The sequence below is a fragment of the Arthrobacter sp. P1_B3 genome (assembly GCF_056406615.1).
Genome location: NZ_JBFTZV010000019.1, coordinates 26,100 through 43,462, shown reverse-complemented (window position 1 = coordinate 43,462; position 17,363 = coordinate 26,100). Strand labels below are relative to the sequence as shown.

Genomic DNA, 17,363 nt, shown 5'->3' with positions numbered 1-17,363 from the left:
TGCCGGAGTCGCCTCGGCCATCAGGGGCCTATCCGGTCCGCAGGCTGCGCCACGTTCCGGGCGTGCCGGAGCACCACAGCAACAGCATCGAGCAGGGAGTCCCGGCCCCTGCGCAGCGCCGCCGCGTGCAGGGACAAGGCAAGCCGATAGGCGCGGCCGGCCGGTGACTGCCACGTCTGTAGCTCAAGCCGGGCGAGCGCGGCGAGTACCGCGTCCGCCTCATCGGCGCACCTCGCTACGCGCCCAGCGAGCTGCTGGACTTCATAGCTGCGTGACGCGCACTCGAGGGCATCGGCGGCCGTCACGCCAAAAACAGCCACGCTGCCCGCCGGTCCGGGCGCCATCCCACTGGTCGGCGTCATCCCACTGCCCTGAGTCATCCCGCTGCCCTGAGATGACTGCTCTGTGACATCCAACTACTCATGAACCGACGCTAACGGGCGGCCAGGGCCGGCTGAAGTGCGCCGCCCGGCTATGTGGACAACGCCCCGGACGGCCGGCTGGTACCGGCCGGGCAAAGTCACGCGGCAAAGTCATAACGACGGGCGCGCTTAAGGGCCGGCGGCACTTCGTGAAAGAATCGGCACATGCCTGAAACTGCCGCCACAGCTGATACCCGCACGCCGTCCGGACGCCTGGCCCTCGCCGCGTCCGACCACCAGATCGCGCTCGGCCCGCTGGATGGCCGCTACCAGTCCGCCGTCGCGCCGCTGGTGGACTACCTTTCCGAAGCGGCCCTGAACCGCGACCGCGTGGCTGTGGAGGTCGAGTGGCTGATCCACCTGACCGGCAACAGCGTCCTGCCCGGGGCCGGCCCGCTCACTGCGGAACAGCAGCAGCAACTGCGCGCGATCGTCACGGAGTTCGACGCCGGATCCGTCACCGAACTGGCCGAGATCGAGGCGGTGACGGTGCACGACGTCAAGGCCGTCGAATACTACATCGGCCGCCGCCTGCCCGGCATCGGGATCGATCACCTGACCGCCATGGTGCACTTCGGCTGCACGTCCGAGGACATCAACAACCTCTCCTACGCCCTGGGCGTCAAGGGGGCCGTGGAGGACGTGTGGCTGCCCGCGGCCCGCGCCCTCGTTGCCCAGATCAGCGCCATGGCCGAGGACAACCGCGCCGTGCCGATGCTCTCCCGCACCCACGGCCAGCCCGCCACGCCCACCACGCTGGGCAAGGAACTGGCTGTGATTGCGCACCGGCTCAACCGGCAACTGGACCGGATTGCCCGGACCGAATACCTCGGCAAGATCAACGGCGCCACCGGCACCTACGCCGCCCACGTTGCCTCCGTCCCGGGCGCCGACTGGGAGCATGTCTCCAAGAGCTTCGTCGAAGGCCTCGGCCTGGCCTGGAACCCGCTCACCACCCAGATCGAAAGTCACGACTGGCAGGCCGAACTCTATGCCGACGTCGCGCGGTTCAACCGCATCCTGCACAACGTCTGCACCGACATCTGGAGCTACATCTCGATCGGCTACTTCGTGCAGATCCCGGTGGCAGGCGCCACCGGCTCCTCGACCATGCCGCACAAGGTGAACCCGATCCGTTTCGAAAACGCCGAGGCCAACCTTGAGATCTCCTCCGGCCTGCTGGACGTGCTGGGCTCCACCCTGGTCACCTCCCGCTGGCAGCGCGACCTCACCGACTCCTCCTCGCAGCGCAACATCGGGGTGGCGTTCGGCCACTCGCTGCTCGCCATCTCGAACGTCGCCAAGGGCCTGGACCGGCTCAAAGTTGCCGAGAACGTGCTGGCCGCTGACCTGGACACAAACTGGGAAGTCCTCGGCGAGGCCATCCAGATGGTCATGCGCGCCGAGGCCATCGCCGGCGTCGAAGGCATGGAGAATCCGTACGAGCGGCTCAAGGACCTGACCCGCGGACAGCGCGTGGATGCTGCCCGGATGCAGGAATTCGTCCAGGGGCTCGGCCTGTCCGCCGACGCCGAAGCCCGGCTGCTGGCCCTGACCCCGGGCAAGTACACGGGCATCGCGGACCAGCTGGTGGACCACCTCAAGTGAGGCTCCTGCTCATCCGGCATGGACAGACGCCCGGGAACGTCCTCGGCGAGCTGGACACCGCCCACCCGGGGCCCGGGCTGACCGAGCTCGGGGAGCGGCAGGCTGAGGCCTTGTCGCGCGCCCTGGCGAACGAGCGGATCCATGCCCTCTACGCGTCCACCCTGATCCGGACGCAGATCACGGCCGCACCGCTTGCCCGGGTGCACGGGCTGGAAACCGAGGTGCTGCAGGGCATTCACGAGATCGAAGCCGGGGCGCTGGAGAAGCTGACGGACCACGAATCACACAAGCGGTACATCGGCACCATTTTTTCCTGGACGGACGGCGACCTGGACCGCCGGATGCCTGCCGGCCCCAGCGGCCGGGACTTCTTCGAGCGCTACGACGCCGCGATCGCCACAATAGCGGCACGGACCAACGGCGGGGGCGGTTCAGGATCCGTGGCCGTGGTCAGCCACGGCGCAGCCATCCGGGTGTGGGCCGGCCTGCGGGCAGGCAACATCGAACCGGACTTTGCCATCAAGCACGTGCTGGACAACACCGGAATCGTGGCGCTGGAAGGCGATCCCGACGGCGGCTGGGAGCTCATCCACTGGGACGACAGCCCTGTCGGCGGCCTGGCGCTGGCGGATCCGACGGCGGAGGACCCCACCGGCCGTCCGGCGTAGCGGGCCGGCCAGTCACCGGCGGGCGAAACCGGCTTGCCGGGACTGGACTGCTCACCTCAACGCGGCGATGATGAAATGAGGCGTGGGGACAGGATGGTCGGCCGCGGCATGCGGTTGATCCCGCGCCGTGGAGGCGCAGAATCATGTCAGGCAAATCGGTACACCCGGGGCATGCGCCCGGAAGCGTTTTCCCCGGCTTCGATAAACAGTTCCTCGCGGCGTACTACGAGCACACGGCGCCCGAGGACCTTCAAGGCTACAGTCCCGAAAACCTGGAGCAGCGGGCCCGGCACCATGCGGAACTGGCGGAGAGCCGCCCGGCAGGCACGGCGGCCGTCGGCATCCTGAACGAAGGCGAAGCCAGCGTCCTGCTGGTCGTTGCCGACGCCTTACCGCACTTGCTCCATTCGCTCACTGCGGAGCTGACCCGCCGCAACGAGTCCATCCGGTTGCTGGTGCATCCCAATTTCCTGGTGCGGCGGGAACCACAAACGGACCGCTTGTTGGAAGTACAGCCCGGGTCCCCGCAGACCGGATCGACGGGCCGAATCATCGGCACAGCGCCGCCCGGCACGGCGGCGCCCGGCTCCGCCCAGTACCCGCCGGATTGGTCGTCCGAAACCTGGATCGCGGCGGAAATAGGCCGCCTGCCGGGGTCGCGTGCCACCGAGGAGCTCACGGACAACGTGCGGCGTGTCCTGGCGGACGTCCAGTTGGTTGCTGATGACGCCCCCGCCATCCACGCCAGTCTCGCCCGCGCCATCAGCTCCCTGGACCGGCTGCCCGCTGGCACGGTTCCTACTCCGGAGCAGCTCGGTGAGCTCCTGGACTGGCTGGACCGCGGCAACTTCACGTTTTTGGGATACGGCGAATATGAATACCCGACGACGGAGGGCACGGATGTAGTGACGGTGCGTCCCGGCACGGGGCTGGGCCTGCTCAGGGACGGGCGGCCGGAGGCCCGCCAGCCCGTTACGGGGCTGCCGCATCCGCAGGTTCTCACGCTCTCCATTTCGGATCTGAGATCGTCCGTCCCGCGCCCGGCTTACCTGGATGAAATCCTCGTCCGGACCTTCGGCAGCGCCGGCACGGCCACGGGAGAAGTCCGGTTTGTGGGCCTCTTCGCCCCGGGCGCCACGGGCCGGTCTGTGCGGCGCATCCCGGTCATCCGGGACAAAGTGCGCGCCGTCCAGGAGCGCTTCGGCTTCACCGAGGCGTCCCATCCCGGCAAACAGCTTCTCGCCGTCCTCGAATCCTTCCCCTTGGACGAGCTGTTCCACCGGGACCTCGACGAACTTTCCGGGCTTGCCCGCGAGATCCTGCTCCTGCAGGCACACCACCAGACACGGGTGTTCCTGCGCGCTGACAGCTACGGCCGCTTCATGACCGCCCTGGTGTTCCTCCCCCGGCACAGGTACAGCACGGCCGTCCGCCTCCGGATCGAACACGAGCTCAAACAGGCGTTCGGCTCCTCCTCGCTCGAATTCGAAGTCCGGCTGAGCGAATCCCCAATGGCCCGCGTGTTCTTCCGGATACTGCTGCCTGCCGGCGGGATGCCCGACGTCGATCCCGCTGCAGTGGAGCGGAGCATTATCAGCGCAACGCGGACCTGGGCCGAGGGCCTGGACGAGGCGCTCCGTAACAGGTTGCCGGCCGGGGAGGCGAGCCGGTTGTCGGCTCTTTGGTCCGCCGCCTTCCCGGCCAGCTACAAGGCTGATTTCGAAGTCGAGGATGCCGTCGAAGATATCCTGCAGTTCGAGCAGTTCGATCTCGACGGCGCCGGTGGACGACCGCTGAACGATCCGCAACTGTCCGTTTATGTGCGCACTGCCGCGTCCGCGAACCTGGCCGAAGACGCACGGATCCGGCTCTACCTGACCACCGCTTATAGCTTGACGCGCATCCTGCCGTTCTTCCATAACCTCGGACTCGAGGTGCTGAACCAACGGCCCTTCGATGTGGTGCGCGGGAACGACTGGCCTTTGTTCCTCTATGACCTTGGCGTCCGGTATCCGGCCGGCGTGGATCCCGCCCGGACCAGCGCCCTGCTGGGGGACGCCTTCGGAGCCGCCATGCGCGGGGACTCGGAATCGGACCGCTTTGACGGCCTTGTCCTTCGCGAAGGCATTCCATGGCGCGAGGCGGCGGTCCTGCGCAGCTATGCCAAGTACCTGCAGCAACTGGGCACCATGACTTCATACGGTTTCATGGCCGATACGCTGCTGGCCAACGTCCGGGCAACCCACGGGCTTCTGGCACTGTTCCGGGCCAAGTTTGACCCCGATCTTCGGGCCCCAGGCCGGTTGGGAGACACCGAGGCAGCCCGGAAGGAATTGCTGGCCGCGATCGAGGAAATTCCCGTCCTCGACGCCGACCGGCTGCTGCGCACCTTCATGAACCTGGTGGAATCCACGCTCCGCACCAACTACTACCAGAACAGGCCCCACCTGAGCTTCAAACTGAGCCCCTCCGCTATTGCGAGTGCGCCATTTCCCCGTCCCAAGTATGAAATTTGGGTGTACGCACCCCGCGTGGAAGGCGTCCACCTGCGCTTCGGGGAACTGGCCCGCGGCGGGCTGCGCTGGTCGGACCGAAGCGAGGATTTCCGCACCGAAGTCCTTGGCCTGGTCAAGGCGCAGAACGTGAAGAACTCGGTGATCGTGCCCACCGGCGCCAAGGGCGGTTTTTATCCCAAACAGTTGCCTGACCCGTCCTTGGACCGCGACGCCTGGCTGACGGAGGGCCTGGAATGCTACCGGATCTTCGTCCGCGGGCTGCTGGACGTGACCGACAACCTGGTCACCACCGCACACGGCGAAACAGTGGTGCCTCCGGCGCGCGTGGTGCGGCACGACGTCGACGACTACTACCTTGTGGTGGCGGCGGACAAGGGAACAGCGTCATTTTCCGACGCTGCGAACGCGGTGGCCGAGGAGTACGGCTTCTGGCTGGGCGATGCCTTCGCTTCCGGCGGGACCGTGGGCTATGACCATAAGCAGATGGGCATCACGGCACGCGGGGCCTGGGAATCGGTGAAACACCATTTCCGCGAACTCGGGATGGACTGCCAGGAAGAGGACTTCACAGTTGCCGGCATCGGCGATATGAGCGGCGACGTCTTCGGAAACGGAATGCTTCTGTCCCGCCACATCCGGCTCGTGGCTGCATTCGATCACAGGCACATCTTCCTTGACCCGACGCCGGAGGCGGGGTCCTCGTTCGAGGAGCGGAGGCGGCTCTTTGCCCTCCCCCGCTCATCCTGGGCGGATTACGATCCAACCCTGATCAGCGCGGGCGGTGGTGTCCACTCCCGCCGGGCGAAGGCCATCAGCATCACCGAACAGGTCCGGAGCTCTCTCGGCCTGGACCCTGGCACCGTGTCCCTGCCACCCCACGCGCTGCTTCAGGCCATCCTCCGGGCGCCCGTGGACCTGCTGTACAACGGCGGCATCGGAACCTACATCAAGGCATCGTCAGAGGGCAACGCCGAGGTTGGCGACAAAGCGAACGACCCCATCAGGGTCAACGGCAATGAGGTGCGGGCAAAGATCGTCGTCGAGGGCGGGAACCTGGGAATCACGCAGCTCGGGCGGATTGAGGCCGCCCTGTCCGGCGTCCAGCTCAATACCGATGCGATCGACAACTCAGCCGGAGTTGACTGCTCGGATCATGAGGTCAACATCAAGATCTTCGTGGACCGGATGATCGCGGCGGGAAAGATGCCGACGGCGGAACGCGCCGATTTCCTGCATTCCCTCACGGACGAGGTGGCCCGCCTTGTTCTGGCCAATAACGTGGACCAGAACGTCTTGCTCTTCAACGACCGGCACCTGGGACTGGAGTGGAGCCCGGGCTTCGAGCGGACCATGGACTGGCTCGAGAACGCCACCGACCTCGACCGCAGGCTGGAGGGCCTGCCAAGCAGCAAACAGCTCCGGGCACGGCTGAAGTCAGGTGAGGCCCTGACCGCGCCGGAACTGTCGGTGCTGGCCGCCTACGCCAAGATCGAACTGGCAGCCGAGCTCAACGCCAGCGACCTTGCCGACGACCCGTGGTTCCGGCGCGTCCTCAGCGGCTATTTCCCGCGCCAGCTTTCCGAACGCTTTGAAGCAGAACTGGAGGACCATCCGCTGCGCCGACAGATCGTGTGCACAGTAGTGGCCAACGACATGATCAACCTCGGCGGAATCACGTTCGCCTTCCGCGCCATCGAGGAAACCACGGCGACGGCCCCCAGTGTTGCCAAGGCCTTTGTGGTGGCGCGGGAAGCCTACGACCTGCCGTGGATCGTCAACCGGCTGGCGGCACTCCCCGCCGGATATCCCAACGAACACGTTGCCGAAGCGACCCTGCACATGCGCAGGGTCCTCGACCGGGCCACGCGGTGGTACGTGACGCACGACCATCGCGACCAGCCCGTGGACGCGGCCTTGGGTCGGATCATGCCCACCATGGAACTACTGCGGACCTGCACCGTGGACTACCTCCGCGGCTCGGACCTGGATCGTGTGCAAGGAAGGCTCGCGCACTGGGACGCCGTGGGGATGCCCCGTGAGCTGGGCCTGCGTGCCTCCGACCTGCTGGAGAGTTTCGGGCTGCTGGACATCTCCCTGATCTCCGAACAAGTGCGCGAACCGATCGCCACCATCGCCGATCTGTATTGGGCGGTTTTCCAGCGGATCGGCGCCGCGAACCTCCTGCTCAGCATCACCGACCTGCCGCGGCAGAGCCGCTGGGAGGCCCTCGCGCGGGCCGCCCTGCGCGATGATGTCTATTCCGCAGTGGCGGACATGACCGTCTCGGTGATGGAAACCACCCAGGGCCTTGGCGCCGCAGACGCCGGCACATCCGATACCGTGGAGCGCATCGTAGAGTGGGAACGCGGGCACCAGGAGCAGCTCGCACGGATCAAGGACACCTTCGCGGAAGTGACCAAACCGGGGCAGGTCGATATCGCCTCAATCTCCGTGGCGCTGAAACTCCTGCGGACACTGGTGCGGCGCTAAGCTGTGGCCGCCGCCAGGTCCGCCGGGAAGTCGAGCCGTAGGCAGCAACCGCAGGCCCTCCATCCACAGTTCTCCCGAACCTTACCGGCAGGAAACACGGCCGAAACCGCCGGCGCCTAGCCTTAGACTGCATAACACTTCGGCGAATCGAGGCAGTCATGCAGACCAATCCGCGGCTCAACATCCGTCAGGTCACCTGGGCGAACCCCGTCGGCGCGGACCTGAGGGCCGCCCAGCAGGCAGAACTCGAGGCCCGCTTCGGCCGGCCCGACCACGAGCCCGGGCCGCCGCCGTCGGAAGCGGACACGGCGGTGTTCCTGGTGGCGCACGACAAAGCCTCAGGCCAGCCGGTCGGCTGCGGCGGCCTTCGCATGCTGGACGCCCAGACCGCCGAAATCAAGCGCCTCTATGTGCTGCCCTACACCCGCGGCTCAGGGGTGGCGAGCTCCATCCTCGCGGCCCTCGAAGCCCACGCCCACGCCCTGGGGATCACCACGCTGACGGCGGAAGCCGGCTCGGTGCAAACCGACGGGCGGCAGTTCTACGAGAACTCGGGCTTTGTGTCCGTGCCGAACTTCGGGCCGTATGTCGGCGTGGTGCACTCGTACTGCTACGCGAAGCCGATCGATTCGCACAGCGCCGCGCACACCGCCATGGCCTGAGGCCGTCACACAACGCCGCCCGTCACGGAGTCGGCTAACCTCGCACTATGGAATCGGCCGACATCACTTTCCGCACCCGCAAATGGGTGCGGCCCGAGGACCTCAACGCCAACGGCACCCTGTTCGGCGGGAGCCTGCTGAAGTGGATCGACGAAGAGGCGGCCATTTACGCCATCCTGCAGCTGGGCAACGGCCGGGCCGTCACCAAGTACATCTCCGAAATCAACTTCGTCAGCTCCGCCGTCCAGGGCGACCTGATCGAAATGGGCCTGACCGCGACCCGCTTCGGCCGGACATCGCTGACCATGCGGGCCGAAGTCCGGAACATGATCACGCGCCGGAGCATCCTCACCATTGATGAGATCGTCTTCGTGAACCTGAGCCCGTCGGGGAAGCCCGAGCCGCACGGCTACACCGAAATCACCTATGACCGGGACCGGATTCCGACGCACCACCTGACCGAGACCCTGGACCAGGACTAGCCAAGCCCAGCAGCGCGTCCCGTACAGGCTGACCACGTTCGGCCAGGGCCAGCCGCATCACCCCCGACGACGCCGCCCGCAGCGCCTGCGTGCGCAGGAGGCGCGCCCGGTTATAGGCCCTCAGTGCCTCGTCCACGGGCCGGGTGTTGAGAAGCTCCGCAAGGGTCACGGCATCGACCAGCGCTTCACAGGCCCCCCGGCCAAGATTCGGGGTCATCGCGTGGGCGGCATCGCCGACGAGGGCTACCCTTCGGCGGACATAGCTGCAAAGCGGCGGCGTTGTCCAGACCCGCTGCACTAGTGATGTCCGCGGCTCTGCCGCGGCCAGGACCTCGAGGATCCCCGGTGAGTAGCCTGCGTAGCGGGCGCGTGTTTCTGCCAGGGCGGTGGCGACATCCAGGCTCCCGGGACGTGCCCCGGAGCGGAACGCCGCGTACCAGTTGGTCCCGGCCGCCGCGGGACCAATCCCGAACAGCTGCCCGCGGCCCCAGTATTCGCCCGTGTGCCCGCACCACAGCCGCCCGGGAACCACGCCGCGGACCGCGAGATACGGTGTGGGCCGCGCCCCGGAGCGGGCGCCCCAGCAGCTGCGGCGGACCGAGCTGTGGACGCCGTCGGAGCCCACCACAAGGCCGGCGGGGCCGGGCCGGACGATGTCGATGCGGCCGGATGCCCGGCCCACGCTGACCGGAACGGCGGCGTCCAGCAGCCGGATGAGGTCAACCCGGGAAACGCCGATCAGTCCTGGCGCCTGTGCCGCTGTCCATGGCTTGCCGGAAGCCGCACGGACACTCATGCCCTCGATCACCGGGCTGGCCTCCCGGACCGCGTCCAGGATTCCCAGGCGGCCAAGGGCCCGCTGGGCCGCGGGCCACACCGCAAGGGAAGTTCCGACGGTCGGGAGTCCGTCGCGTTGCTCGTGGACGGTGACGTCGAACCGTGCGGGATCGAGGCGGGCTGCCAGGGCCAGCCCGGCGATGCCGCCGCCGATGACGGAAACCGCCTGCCGGCCGGGATCAGGCGGCGCCGGTTCGGTCACGTCCAGAATTCGTCTGCCTTGGCCGTGTCCTCGAAGAATTCCCGCCCTTCGGTGATCTTTCCGTCGCGGACCACAAACGTGATGACGGTGGCCAGGTCCAGGGTCTTGCCGTTGTTCTCCCCGCGGGTTTGCTGGATCGCGACGGTGTGGTTTTCCCCGCCCACGATGTCCTCGAGGTCCGCTTGGAAGTTACCGTGGGTGCGCGCTCCCAACTCGCCGAAGTACGCCAGGATCGCGTCCCTGCCCTGTTTGGTTCCGGAAAGCACGCCGCTTCCGGGAACGTACCAGACAGCGTCCTCCGCGAACATGTCGCTGAGGGTAGCCATATCCCCTGCGTTGAACGCCGTGTACCCTCGCCGGACCAGTTCAACATTCTCTGCGGTTCCCATGATCGGACACCTCTCCGTCATCCTTGTCGGGCCATGCTGGGACGGTTAAAGGCTAGCCCTGGCCCCGGCACGTGTCGACGGAAATCTGTCTTCAGACCAGGGCTTCTGCCGGAGCCCTAGCGGGCTCCGGGCCAGCCGGTGTAGGCCTCCGCGAGGTAGGCGCGGCCGTGGCGGGAGGACACCACGGAATGAAGTTCGCCGAGCTGGCGGGCGCGGGAGAAGTCGTCGGCGTCGGCGGAGGTGTGCAGCATGGAGGTCATCCAGTATGAGAACTGCTGGGCCTTCCACACCCGGTTCAGGGCGCGGTCGCTGTAGGCGTCCAGGAGCACGGTGGAGCCGGTGGAGTAGAAGCTGTCGAAGCCCTCAAACAGGACCTTGACATCGTTCAGCGCCAGGTTCAGGCCCTTGGCCCCAGTGGGCGGCACGGTGTGCGCGGCGTCGCCGGCGAGGAACAGGTTGCCGTGCCGCATGGGGGCGTGGACAAAGCTGCGGAACTTCAGGACCGTCTTGTCGATCACCGGTCCTTCCTTGACCTCGAAGCCGTTGCCGTTGACGCGGCTGCGGAAGGCGTCCCAGATGCGGTCGTCATCCCAGTTGTTGACGTCCTCGTTGGGGTCGCACTGGAAGTACATCCGCTGGACCGACTCGGTGCGCTGGCTGATCAGGGCGAAGCCGTTTTCCGAGTTGGCGTAGATCAGCTCGTCGGAGCTGCGCGGCGCCTCGGCCAGGATGCCGAACCAGGCGAAGGGGTATTCGTGGAAGTACCACTTGCGCTGCGCCTCCGGAATCTGGAAGCGGCAGTGGCTGCGCGAACCGTCGGCACCGGCGATGAAATCGGCCTGGAGTTCGTACTCGACGCCGTCAGCATCCGTAAACCAGACCTTGGGCTTGGCTTCGATGTCATGAATGGTGGTGTCCGTGACGGCGTACCGGACGTCCCCACCGTCGGCCTTCCGGCGTGCGGAGAGGTCCAGGAACACGTCCGTCTGCGGGTAGAGCCACACCGATTCCCCAACCAGGTCCTGGAAGTCGATCCGGTGGCTTTCGCCGTTGAAGCGCAGTTCGATTCCGTCATGCCGGTCGCCGTCGCGCAGCACCCGGTCGGAGACGCCGCTGTCGACGAGCATGTTGACCGAGCCGTGCTCCAGGATGCCGGCCCGCACCGTCTCGGAAATCTCCTGGTGGGTGCGGATCTCGAGGACGGTGGATTCAATGCCGGCCTTGGCCAGCAGGTGGGACAGCATGAGCCCGGCCGGGCCGGCACCCATGATCGCTACCTGGGTGTTGATGACTTTTCGCTGTGCCATGTTCATCTCGCTTCGTTGCGGGGTTGGGGCGGTCAGGGACCGGGGGCCGTTTTGGTCTTCCGGCTAACAGTGTGCTCCCCAAGGCGTGATGGGCGTTACATCAATTCCGCTGAATGGAATGAGAGGCTCTCGCGGGACTCGCCGAGCCGCCGCCCGATCCCGCGGGCCGCGGTCTGCAGGGCGGGAACGAGCGCCTGCAGGCGCACCTCGCGAAGGGGAACGACGACGCCGAGGGCCGCCACGGCGAGCCTCCTGCGGTCCAGTACGGGCACGGCGATCCCCCACGTGTCCGGGTCGACGACGCCGGCCAGCTGCGCATAGCCCTGATGGGCCGCTTCGCCCAGGAGGGCGCGGAGGTCCGCCAGGGCCAGCCGGCCGGTCGGATCGCTAAACCCTTCGAGGTACTCGGCCTGGACGTTGCGGGGCTGGTTGGCCATGAGCACCAGCCCGGCGGAGGACACGTGCACGGGCATCCGGCCGGCCACCTGCGCACGGTTGGCGACCGAGCCGCGGCGGGACAGCCGCTCCACAAAGAGCACTTCCTGGCCGTCCAGCACGGCGAGGTTCACGTTTTGGTTGAGCACCTGCTGGATGTCCTCCATGAGCGGCAGGGCGGCCTGGCGGAGTTCAAGCGTGGGGGAACTGCGGTTAGCGAGCTCCCAGAGCCGCAGGCCCAGGCTGACGGAGCCACCGGGAGCGACTTCAAGCAGGCCGTGCCCGGCCAGCTGCCGGACGAGCCTGTGCGCGGTGGTCAGCGGGAGTTCCGCCCGCGCGGCCAGCTCCGAGAGCTGCAGAGCCGTGACACCCTCCGGAAAGGCGGCAATCAGCCGCAGGATCCGGTCCACCACCGAATCGCCGGAGTTTGAATTGGCCACGCCCCTCCTTCCATTGAACGGTTTTTAGTGTCCCACGCAACACTCCCGGGTGATAGAACTCTCACAATAGGAAGAGTCCGACCTACACCGCCGGGCACGCGGAATCACGTAAATACTAGCGCTGAGGTAGCAATGTCAATGTCGTCATTGGGAAACAAATCACGGTGGCCCGTGTGGCTCTGCTGGCTGGCCATGGTGCTGGACGGCTTTGATCTGGTGGTGCTTGGCACGGTCATCCCGACCCTGATTAAGTCGCAGGAACTTGGCTTCGACGCAGTCGGGGCGACGTTCGCGGCGACCATCTCCCTGGTGGGCGTGGGGCTCGGCGCGCTCTTCATCGCGCCGCTCTCGGACCGCCTCGGCCGGCGAAACCTGCTGGTGGCCTGCGTGACGTGGTTTTCCATCTTTACGATTGCGGTCGTCTTCGCACCGAACGTGGCATGGTTCAGCGCGTTCCGGCTGCTCGCCGGCCTTGGCCTGGGCGCCTGCCTGCCCGCCGCACTGGCCTACATGAACGACTACGCGCCTGCCGGGACGGCTGGAAAGTCCACCACCCGGACCATGACGGGATATCACGTCGGCGCCGTGGCCACGGCGTTCCTGGCCATCATGGTGATTCCAAGCTGGCGGACCATGTTCGTGGTGGGTGGCCTGGCAGGCTTTGCCCTGGTCCCCTTCCTGTGGTTCAAGCTTCCGGAGACACTGCCGCCGGTCCACCACATCCCCGCAGCCGCAAAGCCCCCGGCCGCCACGTCCCCGGCCGTCAACCCGGCGCTCACCCCGGACAGCGCTGTGGCCGCCCCGGCGGAGGAACGCGCCAGCTTCCGGGACCTTGGCCGCAAGCCCTACCCGCTGATCGCCGCCGGCGTGGCCGTGGCGTCCTTCATGGGGCTGCTGCTGGTCTACGGCCTGAACACCTGGCTGCCGCAGCTCATGGCCTCCGCCGGCTACAGCCTGAACGCCGGCCTCGCCCTGCTCCTGGTCCTGAACGTGGGCGCTGTGGTGGGCCTCCTGATCGCCGGGGTCCTCGCGGACCGGCACGGCACCAAGAGGATCGTCCTGCTCTGGTTTGGTCTCTCCGCCGTTTTCCTCGCCGCGCTCAGCATCCAGATCCAGAATGAAGTGGTGCTCTATGCCGCCGTCTTTGTCACCGGCGTGTTCGTCTTCAGCTCCCAGGTCCTGGTCTATGCCTGGGTCAGCCAGCTCTTCCCGGTCCGGCTCCGCGGCACCGCGCTGGGCTTCGCCGCCGGCGTGGGCAGGCTGGGAGCCATTTTGGGCCCCGCCGTCACCGGCGCGCTGGTCGCCGCCGGCATCGCCTACCCGTGGGGCTTCTACGTTTTCGCCGCCGCCGCACTCCTGGCGGTCCTCGCCCTCGCCTTCGTCCCGCAGACCGTGCCGGCAGTGTCCCGCACCGGCGCCGGCGTCGGGCACTCCTAGGAGACGCGCCCGGGGGTCCTCGCCCCGCGGCGGCCCCTGAGGCCGCGCCACGCGCCGGGCGCCAGCACGACGGCGATGCCGACGGCGGCACCGATGACGGTCTCCACGATTCTGTCGCGGAGCAGGATGCCGGGCGGCACGGGTGCCACGAGAAGCGTGGAGATCAGCGCCAGCGGCGTGACGAAAACCTGCGCCAACATGTACTGCCGCGCGATGAACATCTCGGCGCCGAACTGGCACGCGGCAATCACCAGCACCGTCTGCCAGGGCGTCGGCTGCAGGAGCAGGATTCCGGCGAGCAGCACCAACCCCAAGGCAGTGCCCGCGATGCGTTGCAGGCCACGGCTGACGCGGTGCCGGGTGGTGTGGCCCACGAGCGGCACGACGGCGGCCACCATCGCCCAGTAATTGTGGCCAATTCCAAGCCATTCCCCGGCCAGGGTACCCAGCGTTCCCGCCACGCCTGCCGCCACGAGGTAGCCCACGCTTTCGTGCCAGGCGACGCGTTTCTCCTGCGGTGTGAGGGCCGCAGGCCTCGGATTCACCCACGGGGTCCGGTGGCTCCGCGCCACCCGCGAGGACTGGCCGAGCAGCAGGGAGAAAGCGACCGTGAGTACCGCCACGAGCATGCACTGCCACAGCGGCGGCTGGTTGGGGATCGACGCGATGGCCGCGAACGCAAAGATATGGAACAGCGAACCCGCGGGACGCAGGCGCCACCACGCGACAACCGGGGAGCAGCCCCAGGCGATCACCGTGGTAGTCCCGACCAGGACCCAGGCGGTGCCTGCCGCGGAAAGCCCGGCAAGAGCGTCCACACGCGCTGTGAGGGCGGCCAGGAACATCACCAGGAGCATCAGCCCGCCGCCCCGCACCTGAAGAGTCAGCCGCCTGGCATGCGGCTCATTCCGGCCGTAAATCCCGGTGAAGGCGCCGAAGGAAGCGAAGATTGCCAGATCCAGGCGGTCAAGCAGCACCAGCGTGATCAGCGGAACAAAGACCCCCACGGCGCAGCGGAGGGCGACCTGGTGGTCCTTGTTGGCCGGAGCGATGGTGAACATCTCGGAGAACAGCTTCACAGCGCAGGCCTTACAGCCTCAGGCGCACAGCGAAATGCTTTCATGGGCGTGTTCTTCATGGGCAGGCTCTCACGGGTCGGGCGCCTCTCGTTGCAGTCGGAGTATTACGACGGCGGCGTTGGCATCCACCACGGAGTTTACGCCGGAACGGTGCGGCGGCGGCATCGGAATCCGTTGATCGGGATCTGCTGGGCGCCCAGCGAAGTGGTAGCGTCTATCGGTTGAATCAAGCCAGCAACGCACACCGGAGGTTCCCCATGCTCAAAGGATTCAAGGATTTCATCCTGCGCGGCAACGTGATCGAACTGTCCATCGCCGTCGTGGTCGGCACGGCCTTCACCGCCCTGGTCAGCGCCTTCACTTCCAACATCGTCAACCCGATCCTCGCTGCCGCCGGCGGCGTCGAGACCCAGGGTCTGGGCTTCCACGTTTGGCCGGGCAACGACAAGACCTTCGTGAACATCGGCGCCGTGGTGACCGCCTTCCTGACCTTCCTCATCACTGCTGCGGTGGTGTACTTCATCTTCGTGGCCCCGATGAACCGGATCAACCGGATGGTCAAGAACCGACTCAGCGCCGCTGAGCCCGAGGAAGAACCGATCCCGGCCGACACTGCGCTGCTGGCCGAGATCCGCGACTTGCTGGCCACGTTGGCCGGTCCGGAATCCGACGGCGGCCGCACCGGGGCCGGGGAGCACCCGGACGGGAACACGTCGGCTGTCCCTGCCGGCGTCGCAGCCCGCCGTCAGGCTTAGGACTCGCCCTATGGCGGGCGGGAGGTCCGGAGTACTTTGATGTAGACACCCCCGCCGCTCGGGCCTGGATGCCGAGGAGGAACATCGTGCCGGATGTTAGCTGGAACCACGAGCTAGTGGATCAACTGGACTGGCATTTTGCCAATCAGGCCCGCCCGAGGCTGGACGGGTTGACTGACGACGAGTATTTTTGGGAGCCGGTTCCGGGCTGGAGTGTCCGGCGCAAGGACGCATCAACGCCCCCGACCGCGCCGGGTACGGGTGATTTCACCATTGATTTCAGCTACCCGGAGCCCGTTCCTGCTCCGGTGACGACCATTGCCTGGCGCCTGTGCCATATTCTGGTCGGCGTGCTGGGCGCGCGGACAGCATCACACTTTGGCGGTCCTGCCGTGGATTACCAGAATTTCGCCTACCCAGGCACGGCGGCCCTGGCACTGGCCCAAGTGGACGAGTATTACGCCCGGTGGATCCAGGGCGTGAAGAGCCTCAATGAGGCCGGTTTGGGGGCAGCCTGCGGTCCGTCCGAAGGTCCGTTCGCCGAGGCCCCCATGGCGGCACTGGTCCTGCACATCAACCGCGAGATGATCCACCACTTGGCAGAGGTCGCCCTGCTCCGCGACCTCTATGCGCACCGCCACTTGCTCTAACGCAGCCCCTAGGGCGCGTTGCTGCGAGCCTCCCTCCTGCCCGTCCGGTCCGAAACCGTCACCCGGCGGCAACCGGGCCGAAACAGCTGGCCGGAATCATAGGTGTATGACGCGCAAAGCCCATGGCAAAGCCCAGTCCCCTGCCACCTCCGAGTTGAGCTGCGAAGTGTGCGGCCAGATGCCCGAACCGACCAAGGCGCGGCTGACGCTGGCCAATGTGGCCGTGATGCTTCCGATCGAATTGCTGGTGCACGCGGCGGTGGTGGAAACCCACCTGCCTTATGTTGCCAAGGTCCTGGTCCTGACCATGACCGCGACCATCCTGGTGATCTGGGTCGCCGAGCCCTCGGCGGCCCGGATGCTCAGGGGCTGGCTGCATGCCCCGGCCCTGCGCCACCGCAAACGGCTCGTCGCCGCGCCTGCCCTTTGGCGGGCGCGGACCGTCCTGAAAGACAAACCCGGGTCGCTGCAGAAACTGACGCAGGCCCTGGCCGGGTTGAACACGAACATCCTCAGCATTCATGTTCACCCCGTGGCCGGCGGTGTGCTGGACGAGTTCGTGCTCTCGGCACCGGGTGATGTCCGCGAAGCCGAGCTGCTCCGGGCGCTGCGGGCGGGCGGCGGAGCGGATCCGCACGTCTGGCCGACCACCGCCCTGGCCATGGCCGACGGGCAAACCGGCGCGCTGAGCCTGGCTGCCCGGATCGCCGCCAGTCCGGAGGAGCTGCCGCTGGCCGTCGCGGAACTGCTGCGGGCACGGATCATCCCCGGACCGGCGGCTGGCAACGCCGAGGTGCCACCCCGGACGGGCGGGGACGGGACGGTCCTGAAAATCCCTACAGCGTGGCATGGGCCCATCACGTTTTCCCGGCCCGGCGAGCCGTTCACGCCTGCCGAATCCGCCCGCGCGCACCGGCTGGCCGAACTCGCTGAGATCCTGGCACACCGGCCGGCGGCGCGCTAGCCAGCCCGGGAAGCGGCCGG

The 17,363-nt window shown here is 67.2% G+C and carries 15 protein-coding genes; 9 read left to right on the top strand and 6 right to left on the bottom strand.

Annotation, left to right across the window (positions count from 1 at the left end):
* Nucleotides 1-20: 20 nt before the first annotated feature.
* Nucleotides 21-362, bottom strand: coding sequence for a hypothetical protein (locus AC1D2F_RS17810; protein ID WP_229991938.1), 342 nt, complete (start codon nt 360-362; stop codon nt 21-23).
* 225 nt (nt 363-587) lie between these two features.
* Between AC1D2F_RS17810 and purB the strand changes: the two genes are divergently transcribed.
* The 5 genes from purB (at nt 588) to AC1D2F_RS17785 (ending at nt 8,848) form a co-directional block, all read left to right on the top strand.
* On the top strand, nt 588-2,030 hold the full coding sequence (purB, locus tag AC1D2F_RS17805; RefSeq protein WP_229991937.1) for an adenylosuccinate lyase: 1,443 nt from the start codon (nt 588-590) through the stop codon (nt 2,028-2,030).
* A complete protein-coding gene (locus AC1D2F_RS17800; RefSeq protein WP_476967306.1) occupies nt 2,027-2,698 on the top strand; it encodes a histidine phosphatase family protein in 672 nt (223 codons plus the stop codon). The genes purB and AC1D2F_RS17800 overlap by 4 nt, the downstream gene beginning before the upstream one ends.
* A 143-nt stretch (nt 2,699-2,841) precedes the next feature.
* Nucleotides 2,842-7,704, top strand: coding sequence for an NAD-glutamate dehydrogenase (locus AC1D2F_RS17795; RefSeq protein ID WP_476967305.1), 4,863 nt, complete (start codon nt 2,842-2,844; stop codon nt 7,702-7,704).
* Between the two features lie 158 nt (nt 7,705-7,862).
* Entirely contained in the window at nt 7,863-8,366 is a 504-nt protein-coding gene (locus AC1D2F_RS17790) for a GNAT family N-acetyltransferase (RefSeq protein WP_229991934.1), read from the top strand.
* 47 nt (nt 8,367-8,413) lie between these two features.
* Nucleotides 8,414-8,848, top strand: coding sequence for an acyl-CoA thioesterase (locus AC1D2F_RS17785; protein ID WP_079555099.1), 435 nt, complete (start codon nt 8,414-8,416; stop codon nt 8,846-8,848).
* Here the strand turns inward: AC1D2F_RS17785 and AC1D2F_RS17780 are convergent.
* The 4 genes from AC1D2F_RS17780 to AC1D2F_RS17765 form a co-directional block, all read right to left on the bottom strand.
* Nucleotides 8,787-9,887 (bottom strand): FAD-dependent monooxygenase, encoded by a 1,101-nt coding sequence (locus AC1D2F_RS17780; RefSeq protein WP_476967304.1) that lies wholly within the window; start codon nt 9,885-9,887, stop codon nt 8,787-8,789. The genes AC1D2F_RS17785 and AC1D2F_RS17780 overlap by 62 nt on opposite strands.
* Nucleotides 9,884-10,276, bottom strand: coding sequence for a nuclear transport factor 2 family protein (locus AC1D2F_RS17775; protein WP_229991933.1), 393 nt, complete (start codon nt 10,274-10,276; stop codon nt 9,884-9,886). Before AC1D2F_RS17775 ends, AC1D2F_RS17780 begins: the two co-directional genes overlap by 4 nt.
* Nucleotides 10,277-10,392: 116 nt before the next feature.
* Nucleotides 10,393-11,583 carry a 4-hydroxybenzoate 3-monooxygenase gene (locus tag AC1D2F_RS17770; protein ID WP_229991932.1) on the bottom strand — a complete coding sequence of 397 codons (1,191 nt, stop codon included), beginning with the start codon at nt 11,581-11,583 and terminating at the stop codon, nt 10,393-10,395.
* Between the two features lie 95 nt (nt 11,584-11,678).
* Nucleotides 11,679-12,458 (bottom strand): IclR family transcriptional regulator, encoded by a 780-nt coding sequence (locus AC1D2F_RS17765; protein WP_229991931.1) that lies wholly within the window; start codon nt 12,456-12,458, stop codon nt 11,679-11,681.
* Between the two features lie 132 nt (nt 12,459-12,590).
* Here AC1D2F_RS17765 and AC1D2F_RS17760 point away from each other — a divergent pair, with 132 nt between their 5' ends.
* Nucleotides 12,591-13,895: an MFS transporter gene (locus AC1D2F_RS17760; RefSeq protein ID WP_476967303.1), complete on the top strand. Its 1,305-nt coding sequence runs from the start codon at nt 12,591-12,593 to the stop codon at nt 13,893-13,895.
* Here the strand turns inward: AC1D2F_RS17760 and AC1D2F_RS17755 are convergent.
* Nucleotides 13,892-14,974, bottom strand: coding sequence for an FUSC family protein (locus AC1D2F_RS17755; protein ID WP_476967302.1), 1,083 nt, complete (start codon nt 14,972-14,974; stop codon nt 13,892-13,894). The two genes, AC1D2F_RS17760 and AC1D2F_RS17755, sit on opposite strands and share 4 nt — an antisense overlap.
* A 257-nt stretch (nt 14,975-15,231) precedes the next feature.
* Here AC1D2F_RS17755 and mscL point away from each other — a divergent pair, with 257 nt between their 5' ends.
* The 3 genes from mscL to AC1D2F_RS17740 all read left to right on the top strand — a co-directional run bounded on the left by mscL (nt 15,232) and on the right by AC1D2F_RS17740 (nt 17,343).
* Nucleotides 15,232-15,729 (top strand): large conductance mechanosensitive channel protein MscL, encoded by a 498-nt coding sequence (gene mscL, locus AC1D2F_RS17750; protein ID WP_229991928.1) that lies wholly within the window; start codon nt 15,232-15,234, stop codon nt 15,727-15,729.
* An 86-nt stretch (nt 15,730-15,815) separates the two neighbouring features.
* Nucleotides 15,816-16,379 (top strand): DinB family protein, encoded by a 564-nt coding sequence (locus tag AC1D2F_RS17745; protein WP_364746574.1) that lies wholly within the window; start codon nt 15,816-15,818, stop codon nt 16,377-16,379.
* Between the two features lie 106 nt (nt 16,380-16,485).
* A complete protein-coding gene (locus tag AC1D2F_RS17740; RefSeq protein WP_229991926.1) occupies nt 16,486-17,343 on the top strand; it encodes an ACT domain-containing protein in 858 nt (285 codons plus the stop codon).
* The last annotated feature ends 20 nt before the right edge of the window (nt 17,344-17,363 follow it).